This window comes from Methanofollis liminatans DSM 4140 (genome assembly GCF_000275865.1).
Lineage (GTDB): Archaea > Halobacteriota > Methanomicrobia > Methanomicrobiales > Methanofollaceae > Methanofollis > Methanofollis liminatans.
The window spans coordinates 182,995-204,997 of record NZ_CM001555.1; the positions used below are offsets into that span (position 1 = coordinate 182,995).

Consider the following 22,003-nt stretch of genomic DNA (forward strand, 5'->3'; position numbering starts at 1 on the left):
CCCCCGGTACCAGGGGATCAGGTGGACGTGCAGGTGTCAACGGCGGTGCAAAAGTGTACAGATCGGACGGAAAAAAAGCGTACACTTGATCAGATAATGATATCGGAACTCATCCCGGCAGGGTGTGTCCGGCGAAGCCCCTGCCTCCGTCGTTCCTTCAAGCGATAACTATCGCCTTTAATGTTCAGCGTCGTGCAGTGGTAAAAATCCGGTCAGGGACCGCTGCAACAATCACATGGTCCGCGAAGATAATTGTCGAGAAGTGTTTCAAAGGTCGCCAATTTCAGCCTCTTCAGGTTATCGGGCCGGGATCTTTATCCCACCGAAACCGGGGAATTTTGCACCGCCGATGACACAGAGGGGAACTCGTTCCTGAGAATGGGGGGACAGCATGACAACCCGGGGTTTTGCGTCTGCATAACGGGATCATTGTAAATATGATCAATACTTACAATGGTTCATGTCAGCCACAAAGCGCGTGCCCGTTTCGGAGGAGGTATGGTCCGACCTCTCCACGCTGAAAGGCCCCGGTCAGACCTATGACGATCTTCTTGCCAGGATGATCGAGCAGGAAAAGAAGCGGCGCTTCATTGAGGACATGGATCGCATCGAAGAGGATGGGGACTTCGTGGAGCTGGACGTTGGCGCACAGAGTTCTGATTGATCGGAAGGTCGGTGAATCCCTTCGTCGCCTCAGCCCCAAAAGCCAGCGGATCGTCATGGACAAACTCTCTGCTCTTGTGGAGGATCCCTATCCCGGCAACGGCAGCGACAAAGAGCGCCTCCATGTGCAGGGCCGTGATGACACCTACCGGATCCACATCGGCCACACCTACACTGCATTTTACCGCATTCACGAACCGGAAAAAGAAGTGCTGATCCTCGCGGTGATGTCGATCGAGCAGGCCCATAAAAAGTATGGATTTTTTTGATCCCAAACACCGCATGGCGCAGGGCATATACTCTCCCCCTCTCCCCTCAATACACCCTCCTCTCCGGAATAACTCCCCGCACGCCGCCCCGCGGGTTCTCGATATCCCCCCGGTATCGGGGGATCAGGTGGATGTGCAGGTGCATCACCGTCTGGCCGGCTGCCTCGCCGACATTCACGCCGACGTTGTAGCCGTCGGGGTTGAACTCGCGGTCGAGGTGGGCCTTCGCCTCCCTGACCAGGGCGAGGAGGGCGGCCTCCTCCTCCCCGGTGGCGTCGAAGAGGTCGGGGAAATGCCTGAACGGGATGATCAGCAGGTGGCCCGGGTTCACCGGGTAGCGGTCGTACCTGGCATAGCAGAGGTCGTTTTTGAGGACGACCTCTGAGGGTTCGGGGTTGCAGAACGGACAGGTCATAGCGCCCATGCCTCGTAGCCCCTGATCTCAATTAAATCTTCATATTCAATTTTAATACAGAAACAGGGCTCAAAATTGTTTTTTCTTATCTTTATCGGTGTTAACTTTCTGATCCAAATCCTTACCGATCTCCTCAATGATTATGTGTGGCTTTTTGAACTCATACACCTTCTTACGGCGGTCATCGCTCAAGCGATGGGAAATGATCCATCCAGACTTTACAAGAATCGGAAGTACCTGACCAGCATAAGATTTTGAGATATTAAGTATCGTTTGAGCATCTGTATGCGTGAACTTTTCACCTTTTTTTACGAAATAAAGCAGGGAAAATTTCTCGAGGAGGTTTTTGGGGATTGATTGGGTCATTCCTATGTTCAATATCGAGGAAAAATTACTTATACATATGAGTAGTCTACCTATTTCCTAGACTAATTGTTGATGACATGGTACAACTCAAAATAATTCAGACAGCCACGCGAGAACTTGAAACACCGGCCTTCTTTCCCGTACATAACGGGGGAAAAAGTGCTGAGGGAAATACACCCCGATACTGGGAAACCATTCCCGAAATGAACACGATGATGATCAATGCGTATTCTATTCTTTCCAGTCCGTTGTATGAAAAAATGGGAAATGGTGGGCTTCATAAAAAATTTTCAGAAAATGGGGTTTTCTTTGTCGATAGTGGAGGTTTCCAGCAGAAGAGCCGCAACATCACTCTCGACCCTATTAAAATACTTCGGGTTCAGGAGACGGTCGGCGCCGATATTGCTGCGACACTGGATTTGCCAACGTTCACGGAGGACTGCATCTACAACCAGAATCATGCAGATTTCGTCAAGAAGTCCGTTAAAAATGCACTCATTGCCCTTGAGAACCGAGAACGTGAAGATATGCTCATCTATGCATCTTTGCAGGGGAACGATCCCGCAATGATGGTGAACACCATCGATTACCTGATGAAAAAGGGTAATTTTGATGGCTTTGCAATCGGCGGCTGTGTCCCCAAACGCTCCAGGTATCACGAGATCATAGACATCATCCATGCCGTACGGCGACGAATCGGCGATCGACCTCTTCATGTTTTTGGCCTGGGAGGGCCGGCCATGATCCCCCTCATGGTGTATATGGGGGCAGACACCTTTGATTCATCGGCATTTATCACAGCCGGATCAAAACGCCTCTATTTCATGCCAGAAAAAGGGACAATAGAATTTTCTGATATTCCTGAAACACTATATCTGCCTTGTGTATGCCCGGTCTGCAGCAAGCATACCTACCACGAGGTGCGCTCAGAGCGAAAACTCATTGCAATGCACAATCTCTGGATGATAACGCACGAACTACGGAAACTGAAAGTCGCCCTTGAAGAGAACGAGGTTGAGCGCTACCTTGAGAAACGATTAAGGCACAATCCCGCGGTTTACGACGCCTTCCGCTACGCAAAAACAAAAAAAAGAGGTCTGGTATGAGAAAGAGCCTGCGTCCAATAACATTTCGGAGAGTCGTCGAAGCGGCGTTCTGCGTAGAAGACGAGCACGAGCTATCATACCAACAATTTCAGGATATTTTCGCCCTTTCAGCAAACAGATCTAAAGAAATTCTCCGTGAAATGGCACGAATGGGTCTGATATCGCAGGAAGACGATCATTACGTCAGAACAGAGACGACAGGACAGTTCGTACAGGCCGTCAGAGATGACGACTGGCTATCTGTCCATGATCTCATGATGGGATATCCGTATTATGCTGCGTTCTATCGTGGGGTGAAGAATTCCGGACCTATCGAGTTACACGATCTCCAGGACCTCATCTCTGATGAAGAGTTCAACTTCAACGAAACAGCTCTCTCCGTTATCTCAGACTGGACATTGAGGATCGGATCGCTTCAACGGAACGTCTTCAACAACCATTATTATGACGTTGATGGCACAGGTGAATCCTTTACAAAGGTCTTATTGAATGCATACGATGACTTGAACCTCTCCGGGAGCGGGAACCTCAAACAACGATATGTCGAGATTCCGAAGATCCGGGAATATGTCTGTGAGCAATTGAAAATTTCAAGAAAGAAGTTTGATACAACATTTGTCGATCTCTATGGGAACAATATTGGAAGATGGGAACTGGCCGGCGCTCCGATCACTACACACGCAAAAAAATCCAGCACTAAGATAAAATCTCTTGTTTTCTCTCAGATGCTCGATAGAGTGTCGATAGAACTCACATCTGATCGATATTTACAGGGGATCGAGTACGGGAGAAAGCAGTACTATTATCTGGCAATTCACACGAGGGATGTTTTATGAGTGATTTAAAAATTATCATTTCTAAGAAAAATTATGAAGTTTTCGGGCTGAATGCAAATCCGTTCCCCTATTCGGGTATACCCGATCAGGTTCCAAATATTTACGTCGGCCAACCGGAGGTGATGGGCAAGGTGAGTGCTGTTCTATCCTCGGTGTTCTCGACCGGCCACTCGAATCACCTGATCCTCACCGGATCCTATGGCAACGGGAAGAGTCACACCCTGAAGTTTATTCAAGCTCAGGTACAAAACAAATTTTTTGAAGGTTCGGCCATCAAACCAGTTGCAGGATATGTTGCCCAACCTGGGGAGTCTTTTCTGGATATATACCGGGATTTTATCTACGACCTTGGTTCGGCGTATTTGAAATCATGTTCGCAGGAATATATCGGCACAGTATGCGAGGAGATATCGGAGAACGGGACGATCGAGGAAGACATTCAACCGGGGATGGGCTGGCGAGCCATTGAGAAGGGAAAGGTCCTGCTCTCTGACATCGTCCCTCAGGCATATGTTCGGCTCTCCGAGTTGACGAGGTACCCTGATTTTTCCCGGGCGTTTTTGAACCTCTCCTATGAGGAGAATGCCTACACCTCATGGGAGTGGTTGAGCGGAGAGTCTATCGAGTATTCACGTCGGAGAGAACTGCATCTGACCTCGAACATCACGGCCCATCACGCACAACGTGCGTTTATGGCATTGAAGACGGCGCTGGAGGCGATCGGTCATTCGCCGATGATCATGCTCATCGACGAGTTTGAATGTATCGAAACGCTTCAGGCCAGGACGAAACAGAATATGCTCAATGCACTCCGGCATTTGATCGATATCAATCCAACGGGTCTTTCGATGATCATCGCCTGTGCGCCAGAGGTCTGGGAGCCACTTGTTGCCGAATATCATGCATTTTCTGATCGTATTGCAAAAGAAGCCAACCTGAAGCCTCTGGATAAGAATTCAGTTGTTCACCTTATCACTGAATACCTCAATACCTGTAGGCCGAATCCCTCTGATTCTCTTGAGCCATTCACTGAGGAGTGTGTGCAACGGATTTTCGTGGAAGGTAACGGGAATGCACGGCGGATTATTACGATATGTGGTCAGGCGATTGATGAGGCTCTCTCGAAAGAGATGGAGGGTGTTGATCTGGGGGTGCTTGAACGTATGAGTGGAATATGACATAATATCCATCATGCTGACTCAGTTAATATTCCATTCATCCACTCAATAAGATCAACAATTATTTACACATCCCTTTTTTTATCAGTTCATCTGTTACAATCGGCATCGTCATTTCAATCAACCCCCTCATCCCCTCAGCGATCTTCGATGGATGGATGTCTCCGTTGTATGAAACCTGCAACCGAGCCCAACCATTATATTTACCTCCATTCAGCACATTTACAGGATAATTCGGGAAGTTTTCTTGGACCAATGGTTTCAGTGAAATGATAGCCTCCTGCATATCAGGGACGAGTGCAAGATTGGCTTGTATCTCGACCCCTATGCGATTCTCATCAAGCCAATCAGTAAACTCATAGTGCACTTCTTTCCCAGGCCAATGGGTATTAAGAATCACGCAGTTTGTTGCCATCTCCCTACCTATCACGATTCCTTCGACCATTTTTTCCCTGAAGGCATTGATGATGTCTTGGAAGTTTGATCGGATATTGCCGCGACTGCTGACCGTGTGCGATTTATATGAGACGAGGTGATAAGGAACGAGGATCTCCGAACCATCATTGAGACGATATGCATTGATCGCAACCAGTCTTATGTCAAGTTTAGAATGGGCATTTTCATAGAGCCAAGTCCTGAGTAGTTCGTTTGGTGCTGAATCGACAGCGATTATGAGTCGGAAATCTCCGTCTCGAATTTTCCCCTCAAAGCGACTCTTGAGCCGATTATACATCATTTCCTGATCTTCTGAGTTCTGATGGTCTTTGCAGAAGGATCGAAGGACTTCTTCGAGGTTTCTACCTGTCTTTGCATTCAGCTGATCAAAAGTCAGGAATGGAAGAGACGATGCGTAGTCGTGGATCTGACCAACAACTTCACGCTGGCATTGGTAGTTGTCATGCATCTTCACTTCGACGATAATTGGCAATCCTTCGGAGTCCGCCATGAAGATATCGACATCTCCAGTGTCTATTCTCAGTTCGCGGTAGATTGTCTTTACCTGTGGTTCGTTCCTGTAAGTCAATAGTTCGGGGTGATCTGCGATCAGTTCCTGTAATCTCTTCTCCTTGAATTCCAAACGCTGAAAGAATTCGGGTGGACCGAGGGATTTTGTGTTATCTTTTATTAAGACAGCGGGCATGAAGTATCTCCCTTAACATAGGCCTTTTGGCGTCAACAACTGGATATGGGAATACTGTAGACAGAAGAGAAAAGAGTTTGTAATTGTTCCGGACCGATCCGAGCAGTATTCTGCTGTAATTCCATGTCTCAAACTGTGAGATTCGTTGTCATTTCCTGGTAGTATTCCAGCATGATCCTAACGTTAAGATGCCATCCAACAACACTCTGAGGTCTATACGCTCACTGTTGTAACTCTCCGTCTATGAAAAGTCATGGGTTTCGGCATCGTGATTTGCCTAACAGTTAAATGAAATCATGAGTGGTCGTGCTATCAAGCCTGAAATGAAGTTCTAAATCATCCTTGGTTCAACAAAATCATTACTTCATCTCCTTTAAAATTTTTGTTTAGTATCTTTCTGAGATTATTTCTATTGGTTGAGAATCCTTTCAATTGCCTCTCGAACAACCACTGAGTTCTCGGTTTCCATATGGTTTTTAAGAATCTTAATCGCTAGTGGACTACCAATGATCCCTAGGGATCGAACACAGGCTTCCCGAACCTGAGTATTATAATCAGAAAACCCCTTTTCAAGGGCCATGACTGATGCTTGAGTATTCAGACCAGACAAGGCCTGTGCAGCAGTAACACGGGCTTTGGGATGTGGGACTGAATGCAGAATATCTGCAAGTACCTCAGGCGTACGGGAGAGGGGGAATGTGCTAATGCATTCAGTTGCATAGACAGCAAATGCCTGGTTGCATCGAAATACTTCTTGGTGCAGTAGATTCAGAGCTTCATCGGTTTTCAGGTTAGATAGTTGTTCTATAGCCTCTATCTTAACTTTGAGGTCGGAGGAGTGAAGAGATGAGATGATAGAATGGATTAATGGATTAGGGTCCATATTGTCATCACAATTTTTTGGTGCGATTATTGGATCTGATATTGTTTGAAGGGTTTGCTGCTGTAAATCTTTATTAAATTCTGTCTTTTGAATTTTTTGGGTCCATTTTGTTGTTTTTTGTGGTCTCTCTGCTGGGGGAAGAGACGTCATTTTCGGATTTAGAGTAATCATTTTTAAGAGATTTCTGTTGATCTCCTGAAACCGCCTATATTCTTGCACAAGAGTGTGTTCCCTACAATACTCCAGTATATCGTGAAGTTTTACAACACAATAACGAAGATCAGTTATTGAACCCGGACCTTGATTTAAAAATGCCCAGTAATATCGATATTCTGTACTGAAGATCCGTTTGTAAGATTTCTGTGCTAAAGTTTCTGTACTCTGTGTAAATTTGTCCAGGATTTGCTGGTAGAGTATAGGATTGCTGAGCACCGGCAGGGGTCCATATACCGTGTTAACAAAAAGTGTCTTTTCTGAGTTAAAATGATTCAGAATTTTATCCTCTGGGATCCCCCAATATGAGGTTAGATTCTGAAAATAATCTTCTTTTTTTACTTCATATGGAGCACTAATAGGTATGTCTTCATCTTGTAAAATATCTGACCATTTCAGGAGGCTAAATCCAAGTGAGGGGTCAAATATTCGAGCCTGAATAGGAATTGGGATAAAAGAATATCTATAACTTGTACGATGTCCGTTTTGATCGTTTGGAATTATTCTGCGGGGAATGTATCCTTCCTTAAATACTGAAGCATCATCCATGAGGGGATTGAGTACATTTCTAATATCCTGTTTATCAATCCCATATTTTGATACGAACTCCTCAATAGTCCACGAACCGGCTATAAGATCATCGATGAGCAGTTGGGATAAGGGCCTCTCGAGAATCCGGTAACTATTTGGATCAAATTTTTCAAAATGACTCACTAGACGGCCATTCGAGACTACCTGCTGAGAGTTGATCAAATCATAAATTTGCCGTCTGTTGATAGATATACTCACCTAGATCATCCTCACAATCTCTTCATCCGGTTCTGATGTATGAAATGACATTATATCTCATCCGGAGAACGATTTTCTGAAATAATCTCTGCAATCAATCTACTCTGTCCAATCGTCTCTCTATCCCCCACAACAATGAGATTTTCTTCAGCAGAGGTAAACATCGTATACAGCACACCAGGATCGGTCAGTGGGTACCTGATGACCCGTTCTGCGTTGGCACTCACAAGCGAGATGATACATGAACGGAAACTCCGGCCACTGATCTGGAAGGGGAGCCACACCGAGACGCAACCGATCCCGGCCATGTACAACCGTTTCTTCAGAAGCGAGGCCTGCGAGATAAACGGTGTGATGACGGCCGTCTCTTTTTGTTCATCCGGGGACATCGCCTTCAGAAGTGCAATGACCTCTTCTGCCTCCTCCTCATTGGAATACAGCAGTTCTTGAAGGGTTTCAGACAATGAGATTGGAATCCGGATCACGACAGAGACATTCTCCTTCGGATCCGACGCATTCGCACTCCCGAGCGGATCGATCTGGACGACCCTGCACGAACACTCCCCGACCTGGAACGAACTTCCGGGGCCGTAGTTGCTTATGGAGTGTTTCGTAAGATTTTCAAGGAGTGTCTCTATCGTTGCGGCATCCAGAACGCGGTCAGGTTCGATGACCATCTGGTAGTTCATCCGCTCATCTCCCATGCAGATCTGATAGAGGCAGTCGACACGGAAAACCGACCTCTCATGTCCCTTTACATCAATATATGTGAGGTTCCCGTCAATCCGTTCTGAGGAGATCTCCGAATCGATCTTCTCGAAGGCTCGAACTACACTCCCGGGGAGTCGCCTGAAGGGCTCATGGTAGACCGCGTAATCGTTTGACTCAAAATATGAATCATAGAGGACGAGTCGCTCAAAGGGCCTTTCCTCAAGCCCCAGTGAGCGAGCCTCTCGACTGCGCACCGGGTACGACATCCTGAATGCATCGCCGATGAGAAGCGTTGAATATCCCAGATTTTTGATATAGTAAAACATCGGTTCAAAGAATTGTTCGGCCCCTGTTGCACACACATAATCAAAGTAATACGACCTTTCTGGATGTGAGAGAGCCTCAAAGAAATGAGAGCGTTGAAGGAATCCAATATCGGTGATGATCACACGCGACAGAGATATTTTTTCCTGAATATCTCTGGGGGAATTATTCTCTCCGATCTCACAGACCCTGGGTTTGGGTGGGAAATCTTCCTCTCGATCGATGATGAGGAGATCGTGCGTTCTGGGATATCGCTGGACAAACTCCTCAATCTCCGATCGATTTCTGAGAACAACGAGAACAGAAAATTTCTCTGAAAGGTGGCCAAGAATTTCCACGCATCGTTCGACATCAGAGGTCTGGGATGGGGAATGGATCGCAACCAGTTTGCTCCTGAAGAGATCCTTGGCCACAGCCACTGGATCATACTCTTTCAGTGCCCGCGTTTCGAGGATTTTTCCCCGGGACCCGGAGGAGAGGCGCATCTCCTGCCGATTGCGCTCAGTATAATCGCTCACCCTGAGCAGATACCGCATGATCGCTTTCTCAGAATAATCTCTGGAAAGAGCATATCTGGGTGATCCAAAGAACTCTTCAGAGGGAGAACCGCCGAAGAGGACCTGCACCTCATTGAGGCCGATTCCAGCCAGAGTTCCAGAATAGGTGTTTTTTCCATCTTCCGTCGAGATCGACACCCTATCTCCAGGAATGCAATCGAGGCATGGGAGGGCCTCATCAGAACTGAAGATACAGACCTGATCAGATCTGGTCATAAGTTTTAGATTGCTCACTTTCTGACCGCCCATCCGAAGCGTTTCTTCAGGGAGGTTGCGAAGTTGTCTGGCAAGGAGGGTCAACTCTTCGTTTTCTGCCGAGATGGCCTTTCTCATCTTGTTCCAATGATCGATGATCTCTGTATCGAAGTAGGAAAATTTGAGTTCGCAGTCATCAAACAGCGGGCATAATGCTGTAATCTGACCGTGTTCATCATACAAATAACAATCCCAGTATCGTTCAGTCTGACAGTAAAATGAACACGCAGGATACATTTTTTGCAGAGAATAAGGAGAAGGACGCCGATATCTACATTCTTCACAGTCCATGTTCTGGGGGGATGGGAGCTGCATCCCTCTTCTCATGAGCAAAACACGGTGACGGCCATAAAGAATGGCGTCGATATCTTCTTCGGTCAGTTCTACAGGGTGAATGTGACGACACTCACCTGAACTCCTCGATTCTACGCACTTCGAATACATGAGATGCCCCATGCGATTGCCTGAGTCCAGATAACTCACAAGGAGGTAGACCTTGAGCTGGATCAGGTGTTCTTCATGGAGTTGAGAGGAGGTTTTGAGTTCTACCGGAACAGATCCATCAATAAGAAAGTCGAGCACACCTGAAAATCCATAGAGCTGGTTGACCATCCGCTCGGTGACCACATTTCTTCCCCTGAAAAAATCTGCTACCTCTGTTTCCTGCGTGAGATCTTTAAGATGGAAATATGCATCCTTCTGGACACTTTCAAGCGTGTCATCTGCGAGAAGGTGGAGGGCAGAGCTCATTCTGAACGTCGTATTTGTCTCATTTTCGACGATCTCCCGCAGTCTTCCCGTTCTCTCCCTCCCCCCCATCTCAGAAAGGTGGACTATCTCTCCCGATAGGGTGAGATGTTCGCAGATGCTATGGACTACGTTTCCACGGGAAATCTGTTTCACGGGCCTTCTGAGAATATTGTCCGTGGTGTTTTTGATATATTCAAGATAATAGATCCTCGGACAATGAAGTGCGCCAATGATCTCCCGTGGTCCGATTGCAATGGAAGGATGAGCAATGAGAATCCGTTCGACATTTATCCAGAATATTTCGGCAGAATATTTCAGAAAACCCTCAAAGAACACCTCCTCTCCCTGACTGAAGAGATGGCACATCTTTTTACACTCTTCATCATCGCTCCCGAAGAGCGAGACGAGGTTCGGTGAGGTTTCGGTGTAGGGGAGCCAGGAGGGAGGATGTTCCCAGATTACAATCCTGATATCGTGTCGGTATCCAGAGGGCACCTCAAGGTTCAGCAGATACTTCGGCCCTCCCTGAGTCGTTGCATAGTAGGGCTGCGAGGATAAACGGGCCCGGCTCTGAATCCATTGGTCTTTGTAGGCCTCCGGTTCTTTCACCAGCGTATCAAAGGGAACATATGTTCCAGTCAATCAGATCACGTCCAGCAGATTCAGGAGCAGGCGCTTGTCACGATGTGCATAATGAGCAGATGTCATTCCATACTGATTGTCAAGATCAATGCATTCCGGGCAGGCATTTATACAGACAGGCACGATTTCATCGACCCGTGCGGCAATTTCGGCCAGATCGCTTTTATGCCTTGCGCGGAATTCATCGAACAACTTGAGGGCCCGCGGGTCATAGAACGGGTGGGCGGAACAATAGAGAAGCAGGTCAACACCCCTCGGTGTCCTCTTCAGAAACACCTCCAACCGGTCGTAGCCGAGCACAAGCTCCCGGTAGAATGCGATCAGATCTTCAGACGTCGTGAGCCGTTTGAGATCAAGCCTGACAAACGTACGAATATCATCTCGCTTTTTGTCTTCGAGTGAGATATGTTGGAGTTCCTCCAGATCGTCAAGTGCATTGTTGATCACCTGATCCTGCAGATCTTTATCCTCTAAAAACACCCCGGAGAGGAAATGCGTGTTGTATTTCTTGAATATCCATCTGATAACCGCATCCCCAATATCTACGTCACACTGGATGGCTTGCTTGATCTGATCATTGATGCTGTCGGCAGGTTCGGCGGCAAGAACCTGGATCTTTCCATAAAATTCACGGGCGATCCCTGTTCCTCCCTGGTAGGTGTCGTAGGCATAGACACGCAATTTCCCTCCTTCATCACTGGTATCAGACCAGAATGTGAGTCCTTCACCGACCACACTGAATATTTGTTGGCTCCAGACCTGGATCGCTTTTTCAATGGTCTGCGAGAGAACCTGTTGAATGAACCCTCTAAACGAGGCCTCGTTGAATGCCTCCTCAACAAGTGCGCAGAGTCTTTTCTGGTGATTCTCGAGGATCTCATTGATTTCGCCCCGTCGTTCAGGGGTGAACCCGGCAAGACGGAGCCTGATCTCGCTCTCCTGTGGAATCAGTTGTGAAACTATTCTTTTCTGTTCATCCAGATCACGTCTGAAAAATGCACGCAGGTCGGTGTCCGGTTTCATCTCTTTCAGAATATACTCCACACCACACAGGAAATCGAGGCACCATTCCACGTCATAGAGTGAGCCCAGCAGTCCCTCTTTCTGGAGAACAGAGGTGTGTAGCAGCAAGCCGAGATAGGCAAGTCTCAGGTCATTCTGCAACACCGGGTCTGATGCCACATCTGCCATGGCTCTCTCGAGATATGGCCGGAGGTCAATCGTAAAAACAACGGCCTGGGAAATATGTTCTGTGCCGATGAGGGCATACCGATCATCACTGTCATGGTAGAAGGGAATGAGTCTGGTGATTGATTGGCCGCTGGTGAAGAGTTGAAGGCAGTTTGCATAATAACAGCGTGCCAGTCTGAAATCAGGAATATATGCTGCAGATTGCAGAAGGGAACCCTGTTGGAAGGTTAAGGGATCGGTGTCTCCACCGATTCCTGTTATATCGGCAACACAGAGGGGAACGGTCTCCCATAAGGGTGAAGATATCGGATCCCGTTTGGCTTCATGGGTGGTGCCTTCGGTACGGCATTGCGTCAGCAGATGAATTGTATCGTTCCAATAGAACGTGCCATGGGGTTCTATCTCCTCGACATAGACCGTTTCAGGGAAGTAGACCGAGGTCCTTTCTGTCGGAAGACCGAGAGGCGAGAAGGTTTCATGCGCATATATCTCATTCAAAGCGACGACTTTTGCACAATTAAATGTCTGCTCGATCTTTGAAGCACCCTGTAAACAGCTGCTCGGTTGCCAGAGTGCACGGAAATGTTTGAACCCCCACCGTTTCTTGTAGCCCCCGGGTAAGAAATTGCTCAAAATGAACTCTTTTCCCTCGGCATCAAGCCTCTGCTGCCTTCCTCCTGTGCGCTGAACAATGGCGATCGTTCCCCCGACCCGCTCCGGAATAAAATTCGCCGGAACACAGTAGGGTTTGACCGTTGCCGGGTCCAGGCCGAAGAGATCAGGGGGGTGCATATAGGCATAACTGAATTTTCCGGGTCCATGACCGAATTTTTGCCAGTACTTATGGGCGGCTCGCAATCTGGAAATCTGTTCTTCCCGGTTCATATCTGCCCTCCCATCTGAATGATTGTCCTGAGAATCTCGTTTTTGATTTCTTCGATGCCCCGCCCCTGATTCTCTTTGTCGTACCGGCAGAGGTCGATAAATGAACTCTCTTCACGACCCGGTTCGAGAGGTTCAAGCGAGGATCGATAATAGGCACAGAGATGCTCAAGGATCTGGTTGGCATCTGACGGACTGATCTGGAATGTTTCGATCACCTCTTTGATAATGTGGTCTTTATTGTTTTTAATCAGCTGAAGCGTCTCTTTCACATCGAGATTATAGTAATGGACCCTGAGGTCACGCTTATATGCATGTGTACTGATATAGTCGTAAATAAACGAGACGACATGCATGGCTTTGATATACTTGTTTGCCGGGTCTATGGGTATTTCCAGTTTATCTGACCCGGGATCCGTCAGAAGCGTGGTGTGGTGGAAGTAAAAATTATCGAGAGGGTGCGATCCAAGCACCACAACTGAGACGGGCATATCAGAGGGAGAACGCCCGCCCCGCCCGATCCTCTGCACAAACCCGGGGATATTCATCGGAGCCTTATACTGGAATGTTCCGATGATGGCCGGATGATCAAACCCTACTTCCAGCGAGGAGGTGGTGATCATCATGTCCCAATCGTCGGTTTTAACCTCTTTATTCTGGCAATTGCAGGTGTTGCCCGATTTGTGGACATGGATATTCATCGGGGAGGTATCACGATCCTCCATCGTCCACCAGCACTCTCCGTCGAGATAGGCCTGGCAGCGGTTGGTGTATGGATTGGGTGGAAGTGTCTCACAGGCCACATGGGGGCAGTTGCGATTCAGAGCCGTGTCAAGCTTGTGATCCGGGGTCCGTAACTGATAGAGTTTCCTCTGTCGTTCGGCATCACAGAGTTTGTCTCCGAGGCGCTTGATAATATCAATGGAGTCGACGAATCCGATGATCCGATCCTTCTCTTTCATCTTGAGCATCGTATGGTAGAAACAGAAGGCAGTCTGTATCATCGCTGAGAGGTTTGTGGCGATAGTGAGTCGCTCCTTCTCCTCCCCGGGCTTGGGGATCAGGATCTTGCGGGGATTGGTGGCTTTGAGAAAAACCACATATTCACGTCCTATCTCCTCCAGGTCTGTATCTCGGGGCCTGATGGCCTGAGCATTATCCGTCGAAAAGAGCTGGCAGGCAAACGTTTCAGGGGCACCGACGGTTGCACTTGATGCAATGAATATCGGTTCAGCGGATGTCTTCGACCGGATCTTCTGCCGGAGTCGCTGTACGATATTTGCGACATGCATCCCTGACTGGTTTGAATAGATGTGGGCCTCGTCAAAGACGATAAATTTTGGAAGAACGTCCTTCCCGTCCCATATATTCTCTTTCCCGTATTGGTCCATCAACCTACGGTGCATGGAATCGGGTGTTGAGATGATGATGTCGGCCGGGCTGTTTTTATCGACAATATAGTCGATGAGGTGGTCGGCGTTCTGGTCACATCGATAAAACCGGTCGCCATTCTGTGTGACCAGCTTGCCGGTGCACCCATCATACGGACACGCGAGCGATAGACCGTCTGTCCGGCTGTGGTGAATGCCGATTTTGATCTTTTTTGTTCCAGGCAATCCCGAATCATTGATGATCGCAACGTAGCGGAGGAGGCGCTGGACCTGATCGTTACAGAGGTCGATCCGGGGGTAGAGGAGGAGTGCTTTTGTCCCTGACTTTTTGCTCATCAATAACGTATAGAGCAAAATCGGGAAGAGAAAGGTCTCTGTTTTTCCAGAACCGGTGCTGGACTGGATGATATAAGAGAGATTATCTGATGAAAAATCCTTTGATATGGCTGCTTTCAAGATCTCCTTGAATCCATCGACCTGGAACCGGGAAAGATAAATTTCTGAAGGGTCTCGATTGAAGTTACTCTTGATCATCAAACGGAGCCACTCAAATGCCTTTTTATATGTTCCATCTTGAATGGCGCCCTGGATGGATTCATTCAGCCGCACTTCATCTTTGACGGTGAAGACGCTCTGGAGTGCATTTTTGAGGATGATATCACGTTTAGGCCTTCTTCGACTCTTTGTCTTCAGTTTTACCATCTGAGTGAGGCCGGGTGACGACTCATAATCGTCATCGAAGCGCTGTTTTAGATAGGAAAAATAACGGACGAGTTCTGCAATCCGGCTCCTCACCCGTTGTTTATCGTACACATAGAGGAGCACTCCATCATTGACCATTTCCCTGAGGCACTGGAGAATGATCACACGGTATATCTCTGAGAGGTCGTTTTTATCAAAAGAGCCACTATCAAATCCACAATGGTCGGCGAGAGAAGTGAGCAGGACAGGATCTTCTGTCCCTTCAATATCGTGTAAAATATCACATATCGGGACAAAACAGTCATAATCTCCTCTATTGATATCCTGTTCGTTCCGGTCTTCGACGTATTTTAAAAGAGCGTATTTTAGGGATTGTATTTCTTTTTTTCCCTGAGAATTGCCATTATTCCCAAGGAAAGAGGCCCAGGAAACATGAAAATTCTCAAGGATGTCACCGTCCATTGGATCACCTGATTATCTGAAACTGATATTGATATCCGAGATCTTTCCCTGTTGGTAGAGCGATTTAATATACGCAAAAGTTTCATCGACAGAATGAACTCCTTTTAGATCCTGGAACCGGACATTATTTTGCCCCCCATAATCATCTATCAACTTTTCTTCCGGAGTCTTGATGACCTCTTTTCGCGATTTCCGAAGGGCATTATATTTTTTCAGTGCAAGTTCAACGCTCGCAAAATCCCATTCATCGAGGGAGCGTTGTGCCGCATCGAGGAGTTCAATGAGGCCTGTATCCTCTCCGGAAATGGTTCGGTATTCTCCAATCTTTCCGGAGTAACTTTTATACTGGGTATCTATATTCCGCAGATCCTGGTTGAGCGTCTGGAGGTTGCTATAGATTTTATTGATACACTCCTTGGCTTCATTGAATTTTCCGGCGTTGAAGAGTGGGTTATATTCATCGGTGTACTGCTTCGCGAGACTTGCAAGAGTGCTTCTTTTATCTGTACCGGTATATCCAAGATCTTCCAGAGAGTCCAGGGTTCCCTCACAGATGCCCCTGAGGTCACCGTATTTTTCTGCATATGTGATGCATGGGTCTTTACTGCTCTTTCTATCCTGGATCTGAGTCTTGTACGTCTTGATTTTATTCTCAAGATCGTTTGAGCCTATAGCGAGGTGGATATAGTCCTCTGATTTAAGGTGTTTTTCAATGTCAGAAACAGCATTATTCAGCGATTTAGTCCATTCATCTTTTTCAATTCCAGAGCGATAGCCTTCTTCGCATCCCTTATTGATCCACTCCAGGAGCTGCTCTACCTGACTTTTTTTGTTGTCAAAGCCTGAGATATATTCTCCTTTTTTATTTTTTACTTCTCTATCCAGGTTTTTCCGCTTTTCAATGATATTTTCGATGAGATTCTTGCACTCTTCGACGTGCTGTGCATTGTACTCAAACTCATCCTGAAGAGAGTCCAGATCTGATGCATATTGTTCAATCGCATTCCTGTGATCTGATAGGGGGATCTGAAGGTTCTCGGCAAGAGGTACCAACCCGCGATAGGTTTCGAGTTCATCTTCAAATGTTGCAAGGTACTGGTTTACCTGACTCGAAAAGTCCATTGGTTTATGGAATACTTCACCATGGTCTGATTCAGAATCAATCATGCTCTGTTTTTGCAGGATCTCCAGGTACCAGGAGACCATACGCATCTCATCCCCCGGCGGGGTCTGAACGATGTAGTTGTCCTCGATATACTCCCAGATTTCTCTGGTTGTGGCTCTTGTATTTTTGCTGACAAATGAAAAAATCGACTTCCAGGGAGGGTTCTGGTCCAGTGTGGCGATTTTCCACTTGGCGCCATCAGCTTCAACAAAGTGTTGATGCTGTAAACCTTGCATGAGATTTTTATCGATATAATTCAGTTTTAGTGCTGTTTTTAATTCTGTGATTGAATACGATTTCAAGGAATTCGATGCAAGGTGATCGATAATCCTTCGACGGTTTTCTTCAGGGAATGCGATCGCCTTTTCTTCGATCAGCTCGGTGATCTTCTTTGCGACTCCAATAGTCTCGAAGAGTCTGGCTGTGTCAATTTCTCCAATAGAATCGATCTCTCTGTTCCCAAGGAGTTTGATCATCCCCATCATTGTGTCCCTGTCATCAGAGAGTTCATGGACTCCTATAGAACAGATATTTCCAAAAAATCGTTCATTTTCGGTATTTTGAAGAGAATTTTTGAATTTGTTGAAGTTTGGATCTGCCTTGAAGTAAAAACCCTCATAGATCACAAAACCGATCGTTGCAACTTTTTGGTCCAGGAGATTGAGAATGCCGTTATATAATTCTGTAGGGAACTCTCTGCCTTTATAGGCTGCAAACGCAACACTCACCGGTGCTGGTGAGGTCTCCAGTCGCAGATTTCCAACAATCGCCCGATAGGAGTTAAATGATTTATCTGTTTTATACTCAGCCTTCGCCTCTTTTTGCAGCAGTGTCCAGAGCCCTGTAGTCAATTGAGGCTGATACCGTTCAGGGTTCTGCATCAGTTCGATCAGTTCACGATCAAGGTTTTGTTCGATTTGAGAGTCGTATCTTTTCCCCTTGAAGATCTCATTTTTGACCTCCTGGTGGATGACGTAGGTTGTCTCACCATGTTCGCTGAATTTTCGCTCAAGGATACGAATCCCCTGAATCGGCTGGGTCAACCCGTCAGGATTCGAATCAAGGCTGAATTCATCCTGGGAAACCTCGGCCTCCTCTCCAATCAGCTTTCCCTGCAATCTTTCAAAATCTTTAAAGAGGGGTTCATCCCTCTCCTTGATGGCGGTCGTGATCCGGCTGAGAGCCCCATAATCAAGGACCACATTCTCCTTATCAAAAAATGAGGTGTGGGTCGCGAGAACCTGAAGGATACATCCCCCATCTACTTCTTTTATCCCACTTTTTTGCGCGTATATGAGACCTTTGTTCAGGATCGAGAGGATCTCTCTGGGATGTCCGCCAGTCAATCGTGCAACAACACCTACAACGCCCTCGTGAAGTGGGTAAAGGCTTTCACTTGGTGTTATTCTGGAACTATTGAGCCTATCATGGACCATGGCCAGTACATCTTTTTCAGAGAGGTAGCCAAGAACGATCTCATCATTATTCTGGAAACGCTGTAGTAATGCATCTCCAAGTCTGCTCTCTGAGGATTCAGGACCGTTGATCACAGTAATTTTTGCAAGTGCTTCCCGTGAAAAACCCATGATGAAATGGAGGGGAGCTCCGGAAAAATGGTTGACCAGATGAAGCAGCGTCTGGACAAAGTACTGAATTTCATCATTGTCACTTGATTGAACAATATCCTCTGCCTCATCGATCAGGAGAAATATCCCATTGTAACCCTGCAACTGTGAGGTGGCGACGATTTTTTGTATGTTTGCAATGACGTTGTCGCGAAGTCTCTCTTTTTTATAGGCTTGATCGACGCTTTCAGCGGGCTCCACGGGAGGGAGAGCCGCGATGATATCCTGAAAGTCTGAACCATACGGAGAAAATGACTCAATGAACTTCTCATAAAACCGTCTGATACTTATACCGAGATTTCCCAGATAGACCGCTACTGCACCATCCCCGTACATACCTGAGCGGATCTCATCCTGGAGGCGCAGAAGGTGATGGGTCTTTCCGGTACCATATTCTCCACGCACGAGCATACGCTGCTGTTTTTTTTCATGTAAGGCCCTTTTCACAAAGAACTCTGCTTTTTCCAACTGGTCTTCCCGTCCGAACAATCTGTATTTTTTCGAGGATTCCTGGTCTCCTATGATCGTATCAAAGGGATTGGAATTCAGTCCGAGGTCTGAGAGGTCAAGGTCACTCATATAATTTCAACTCCTGTGCCATGTCCATGTTAATCGAGAATTTTTCATAACTTCCAGCAGTAATGAGATCAGGGAGAAGCGAATTTTTCAGAATCGAAAACCGTTCATCAAATTCAGGGTAGTTCATGTTATATCTGAGAGAAAAGCGTTCTTTCATTGAGTATAATGGGACCGTACCGTCCTTGTCTTTCAATTCACAGTATTCCTCAACCAGAAGTTGAGCAAAGATCATGTTGTGGAGGTTTACAAGGGTATATGAGGCCGGAGACTCTCCATCTTTCTTTTTCTGGAGGAGAGATAGTCGTTCCAGTTCCGCAAGTGAGGTCTCAATCGTGAAGGGATTAAATGAGTGTCCAAAAACATTCCTTTTGTCATATTTCATGCCAATTTCTGATTTGGATAACTGTTTCCTGCGGAATATGAATGCAGCCAGATCCCTGATCTCCGGTGAATAGTAGAGCGCGTTTGTCTGCAGCATGAGCAGCGCACCCTGTTTATCGCCATTGAGATCGGCCGCATAGATCTGTTTTCCAGAATAGAGATTGATATGGTCCTGATTTAGGGCTGATGTCAGAACCAGATTCTTGTCATCCTCGGCAACAAACTGGAGAACCTTCAAATTATAGAGAACATCGGTTGTCGCACCGGACAGGGATTTTTTCCCTTTTTTTTCGATCTCTTCATTATCACAAAATTGTTTCAGATAATTAAAGAGTTTTTCTTTGGAAATCGGGCCATTTTTGCCTATATAATTAATGGCAAGAATAATTCGATTTGGATCAGATATTGCTCTTCGCATGAACCATCATCTCATGGAACAGATTACTATTGGGTAGATTCGATAAATAGGTTTGGAATAGACACTTTCGGGCTCCGCTCCAAATTATTAATCCGGAGTAATACTACATAATTATAGAAACATGCGCTACTTCATTCCAGAATGGGACGATCGGGTGGACCCCCACTATGACTTTCTCACCGATACGCATTCGCAGACTCATTCCGACGATCCGGTCAAAAACGACTCCTACATGTGGGACCTCTTAGGAGTTGAAAATGTTCCATTTAATGGTGTGCTGGTTTCAATAGCCACGATTGAGCAAAATAAGAAGAAATACGCGATGATAAAAGAACAGGGGATCCATCGTTTCTTCGGTCTCCCCGATTCTTTCCCGATAATGGCCGACTGCGGGGCGTTCTCCTATATTGATGAAGATGTGCCGCCCTATCGCACCTCCGACATCCTGGAAAAATATTCTGAGATGGGTTTTAACTATGGGGTGAGCGTCGATCACCTCGTTGTCAAAGCTTTTGAAGAGAAAAAAGAAGAAAGGATGGAAATTACTTATCAGAACGGCCTTTCTGCATTTGAAGAGTGGAACAAAAAATATCGTGATGATTTTCAGTTGATCGTTGCAGTCCAGGGTTTTTCCACGGATGATTATCTCAGAATGTACCATAAGTTTCTGGATCGAGGGATAACCCATATGGCTATGGGAGGTCTTGTACGATCTCAAACTTCGGAAATCATTGATTTGATAGATCGTCTTATCGCCGACCTAAAGAAAAACAGCAAAATACATGGTGCTTCCAGAAAACCCGAATACCTCCATTTTTTCGGTGTTGCACGACCAGACCTGTTTTTCAGGTTGAAAGAGCTTGAATCACTGGGAGTGGAGGTTGCATTTGACTCTGCCTCATATCTCAGACGGGCGTGGTTGGCCTCTCCGACCAGTCAGATGAACTATATCACCCAGGACCAGATTGGCTATACGGCCATCCGCATACCCCAGGATTTGTCCAAAAAACAGCGAGAGTCTTTAGACCCTGAGATCTATCATCGTCTGGAAGAAAAAGCCCTGAGCACTCTCCGAGCATACGATCACGATAAGGCCGACCTCGACGAGGCCCTGGATGTTTTGCGGGATCTAGGCGATTATATCGGTGAGAGGCCGGAGATTCTTGAACATTATCGGCGCACTCTCAAGGATCAACCGTGGAAGAAGTGTCCCTGTCCGATATGCCGGAAAAATGGAATGGATACGATTATATTCAGAGGAAATAATCGCAACCGAAGGAGAGGATTTCATAACACTATTTCGTTCTTCACTCTCCTCAGAAATGAGGGTCAGTGGGATAGAACGTATGCAGGAACCGAGATTGAAACACTGGAGGAATTCTCATATGGTCAATCTGTTCTGGTCATCACTGGATGTACGAAAAATAAATGTGAAATCGGGGAAAATCGAAAGGTTGCTGCTAAAGACTTGTATACTGGGACACTTTTCACGAAAGTACGGGCCTTTTGCGAGGGGATGGGATATGATTACCGGATCATCTCTGCGAAATATGGCATATTGTCACCTGAAGATCAGATCACGACCTATGAAAAAGTATTGAAAAGTCGGGCCGATGCCGATCAGATCCGTCCCTCTGTGGAAGCCGGGCTCAAACCCATCCTGGATATGTACGATACGATACTTGTGATTGCAGGGGTGCAATATCGCGACGTCCTAAAGCATATCATAGATGAACGATTTGTCTTTTTAAAAGCGAAAGGAATTGGCGATCTGATCCATAAGGTGTCGGTTGCCATTCCGGATGTAAATAGGACAATCAATGAGTTTTCGCGTGATCAATAAACGGCATGATATAGTTGCAACTCAGAGGTTGCGCTTAATTTGAGGTTGGATTGCCGGTTGATGTAAACAACAAATACAGACGTTATAATAACCTTGGGATCTTCCCCGCCTCCCAACCGCTCAAAAAACATTTTTGTCGTTATACGTAATTGAGTCGATCAGAAGACGGTTTCAACCCCAGTATCTGTATGTGCCTCACTTTTATTTGAGGCTTGGTAATGTGATTGGAAGAGGTGGTGAACCCCGGTCTATAGAACCGGAGATCT

General features: G+C 46.5%; 15 protein-coding genes. 6 read left to right on the plus strand and 9 right to left on the minus strand.

All coding sequences use genetic code 11. The annotated features are described in order from the left end of the window. The first annotated feature begins 460 nt into the window (after positions 1 to 460). On the plus strand, positions 461 to 664 hold the full coding sequence (locus METLI_RS00830; RefSeq protein WP_004037149.1) for a hypothetical protein: 204 nt from the start codon (positions 461 to 463) through the stop codon (positions 662 to 664). After that, complete coding sequence (locus METLI_RS00835) at positions 642 to 932, plus strand: type II toxin-antitoxin system RelE family toxin (protein ID WP_004037150.1); 291 nt, start codon at positions 642 to 644, stop codon at positions 930 to 932. Before METLI_RS00830 ends, METLI_RS00835 begins: the two co-directional genes overlap by 23 nt. Before the next feature lie 46 nt (positions 933 to 978). Here METLI_RS00835 and METLI_RS00840 read toward each other — a convergent pair whose 3' ends face one another. Together METLI_RS00840 and METLI_RS00845 are read right to left on the minus strand one after the other, a co-directional pair. Then, the gene (locus tag METLI_RS00840) at positions 979 to 1,347 is read right to left on the minus strand and encodes an HIT family protein (RefSeq protein WP_004037151.1); all 369 of its coding nucleotides are present in this window, start codon (positions 1,345 to 1,347) and stop codon (positions 979 to 981) included. 69 nt (positions 1,348 to 1,416) lie between these two features. Next, positions 1,417 to 1,713, minus strand: a complete 297-nt coding sequence (locus METLI_RS00845; protein ID WP_004037152.1) for a MarR family transcriptional regulator — start codon at positions 1,711 to 1,713, stop codon at positions 1,417 to 1,419. A gap of 77 nt (positions 1,714 to 1,790) precedes the next feature. Here METLI_RS00845 and METLI_RS00850 point away from each other — a divergent pair, with 77 nt between their 5' ends. Genes METLI_RS00850 through METLI_RS00860 form a run of 3 tightly spaced genes read left to right on the plus strand, consistent with a single transcriptional unit; the run spans position 1,791 to position 4,833 of the window. Beyond that, positions 1,791 to 2,819, plus strand: a complete 1,029-nt coding sequence (locus METLI_RS00850) for a tRNA-guanine transglycosylase (RefSeq protein ID WP_004037153.1) — start codon at positions 1,791 to 1,793, stop codon at positions 2,817 to 2,819. Then, complete coding sequence (locus METLI_RS00855) at positions 2,816 to 3,655, plus strand: hypothetical protein (protein WP_004037154.1); 840 nt, start codon at positions 2,816 to 2,818, stop codon at positions 3,653 to 3,655. The genes METLI_RS00850 and METLI_RS00855 overlap by 4 nt, the downstream gene beginning before the upstream one ends. Then, positions 3,652 to 4,833, plus strand: coding sequence for a BREX system ATP-binding domain-containing protein (locus tag METLI_RS00860; RefSeq protein WP_004037155.1), 1,182 nt, complete (start codon positions 3,652 to 3,654; stop codon positions 4,831 to 4,833). The genes METLI_RS00855 and METLI_RS00860 overlap by 4 nt, the downstream gene beginning before the upstream one ends. A gap of 61 nt (positions 4,834 to 4,894) precedes the next feature. Here METLI_RS00860 and METLI_RS00865 read toward each other — a convergent pair whose 3' ends face one another. The 7 genes from METLI_RS00865 to METLI_RS00890 all read right to left on the minus strand — a co-directional run bounded on the left by METLI_RS00865 (position 4,895) and on the right by METLI_RS00890 (position 19,894). Continuing rightward, positions 4,895 to 5,974: an endonuclease NucS domain-containing protein gene (locus METLI_RS00865; protein WP_004037156.1), complete on the minus strand. Its 1,080-nt coding sequence runs from the start codon at positions 5,972 to 5,974 to the stop codon at positions 4,895 to 4,897. 409 nt (positions 5,975 to 6,383) lie between these two features. Continuing rightward, positions 6,384 to 7,784: a HEAT repeat domain-containing protein gene (locus tag METLI_RS12615; RefSeq protein ID WP_157203174.1), complete on the minus strand. Its 1,401-nt coding sequence runs from the start codon at positions 7,782 to 7,784 to the stop codon at positions 6,384 to 6,386. Positions 7,785 to 7,909: 125 nt separating this feature from the next. Next, complete coding sequence (locus METLI_RS00870) at positions 7,910 to 11,098, minus strand: PD-(D/E)XK nuclease family protein (RefSeq protein ID WP_169313795.1); 3,189 nt, start codon at positions 11,096 to 11,098, stop codon at positions 7,910 to 7,912. Further along, positions 11,099 to 13,174, minus strand: coding sequence for a hypothetical protein (locus tag METLI_RS00875; RefSeq protein WP_004037159.1), 2,076 nt, complete (start codon positions 13,172 to 13,174; stop codon positions 11,099 to 11,101). Continuing rightward, the gene (locus tag METLI_RS00880) at positions 13,171 to 15,726 is read right to left on the minus strand and encodes a DEAD/DEAH box helicase (protein WP_004037160.1); all 2,556 of its coding nucleotides are present in this window, start codon (positions 15,724 to 15,726) and stop codon (positions 13,171 to 13,173) included. The genes METLI_RS00875 and METLI_RS00880 overlap by 4 nt, the downstream gene beginning before the upstream one ends. Positions 15,727 to 15,738: 12 nt before the next feature. Continuing rightward, positions 15,739 to 19,095, minus strand: a complete 3,357-nt coding sequence (locus tag METLI_RS00885; protein ID WP_004037161.1) for an AAA family ATPase — start codon at positions 19,093 to 19,095, stop codon at positions 15,739 to 15,741. Continuing rightward, positions 19,088 to 19,894, minus strand: coding sequence for a hypothetical protein (locus METLI_RS00890; RefSeq protein WP_004037162.1), 807 nt, complete (start codon positions 19,892 to 19,894; stop codon positions 19,088 to 19,090). The genes METLI_RS00885 and METLI_RS00890 overlap by 8 nt, the downstream gene beginning before the upstream one ends. Positions 19,895 to 20,015: 121 nt before the next feature. On the opposite strand from METLI_RS00890, the gene dpdA reads away from it, so the two are divergent. After that, a complete protein-coding gene (gene dpdA / locus METLI_RS00895; RefSeq protein WP_004037163.1) occupies positions 20,016 to 21,737 on the plus strand; it encodes a tRNA-guanine transglycosylase DpdA in 1,722 nt (573 codons plus the stop codon). The last annotated feature ends 266 nt before the right edge of the window (positions 21,738 to 22,003 follow it).

Coding starts and splice junctions, on each gene's coding strand:
- METLI_RS00830 (WP_004037149.1), top strand. CDS start 461: ATGTCAGCCACAAAGCGCGTGCCCGTTTCGGAGGAGGTATGGTCCGAC.
- METLI_RS00840 (WP_004037151.1), bottom strand. CDS start 1,347: ATGACCTGTCCGTTCTGCAACCCCGAACCCTCAGAGGTCGTCCTCAAA.
- METLI_RS00845 (WP_004037152.1), bottom strand. CDS start 1,713: ATGACCCAATCAATCCCCAAAAACCTCCTCGAGAAATTTTCCCTGCTT.
- METLI_RS00850 (WP_004037153.1), top strand. CDS start 1,791: ATGGTACAACTCAAAATAATTCAGACAGCCACGCGAGAACTTGAAACA.
- METLI_RS00855 (WP_004037154.1), top strand. CDS start 2,816: ATGAGAAAGAGCCTGCGTCCAATAACATTTCGGAGAGTCGTCGAAGCG.
- METLI_RS00860 (WP_004037155.1), top strand. CDS start 3,652: ATGAGTGATTTAAAAATTATCATTTCTAAGAAAAATTATGAAGTTTTC.
- METLI_RS00865 (WP_004037156.1), bottom strand. CDS start 5,974: ATGCCCGCTGTCTTAATAAAAGATAACACAAAATCCCTCGGTCCACCC.
- METLI_RS00875 (WP_004037159.1), bottom strand. CDS start 13,174: ATGAACCGGGAAGAACAGATTTCCAGATTGCGAGCCGCCCATAAGTAC.
- METLI_RS00880 (WP_004037160.1), bottom strand. CDS start 15,726: ATGGACGGTGACATCCTTGAGAATTTTCATGTTTCCTGGGCCTCTTTC.
- METLI_RS00885 (WP_004037161.1), bottom strand. CDS start 19,095: ATGAGTGACCTTGACCTCTCAGACCTCGGACTGAATTCCAATCCCTTT.
- METLI_RS00890 (WP_004037162.1), bottom strand. CDS start 19,894: ATGCGAAGAGCAATATCTGATCCAAATCGAATTATTCTTGCCATTAAT.
- dpdA (WP_004037163.1), top strand. CDS start 20,016: ATGCGCTACTTCATTCCAGAATGGGACGATCGGGTGGACCCCCACTAT.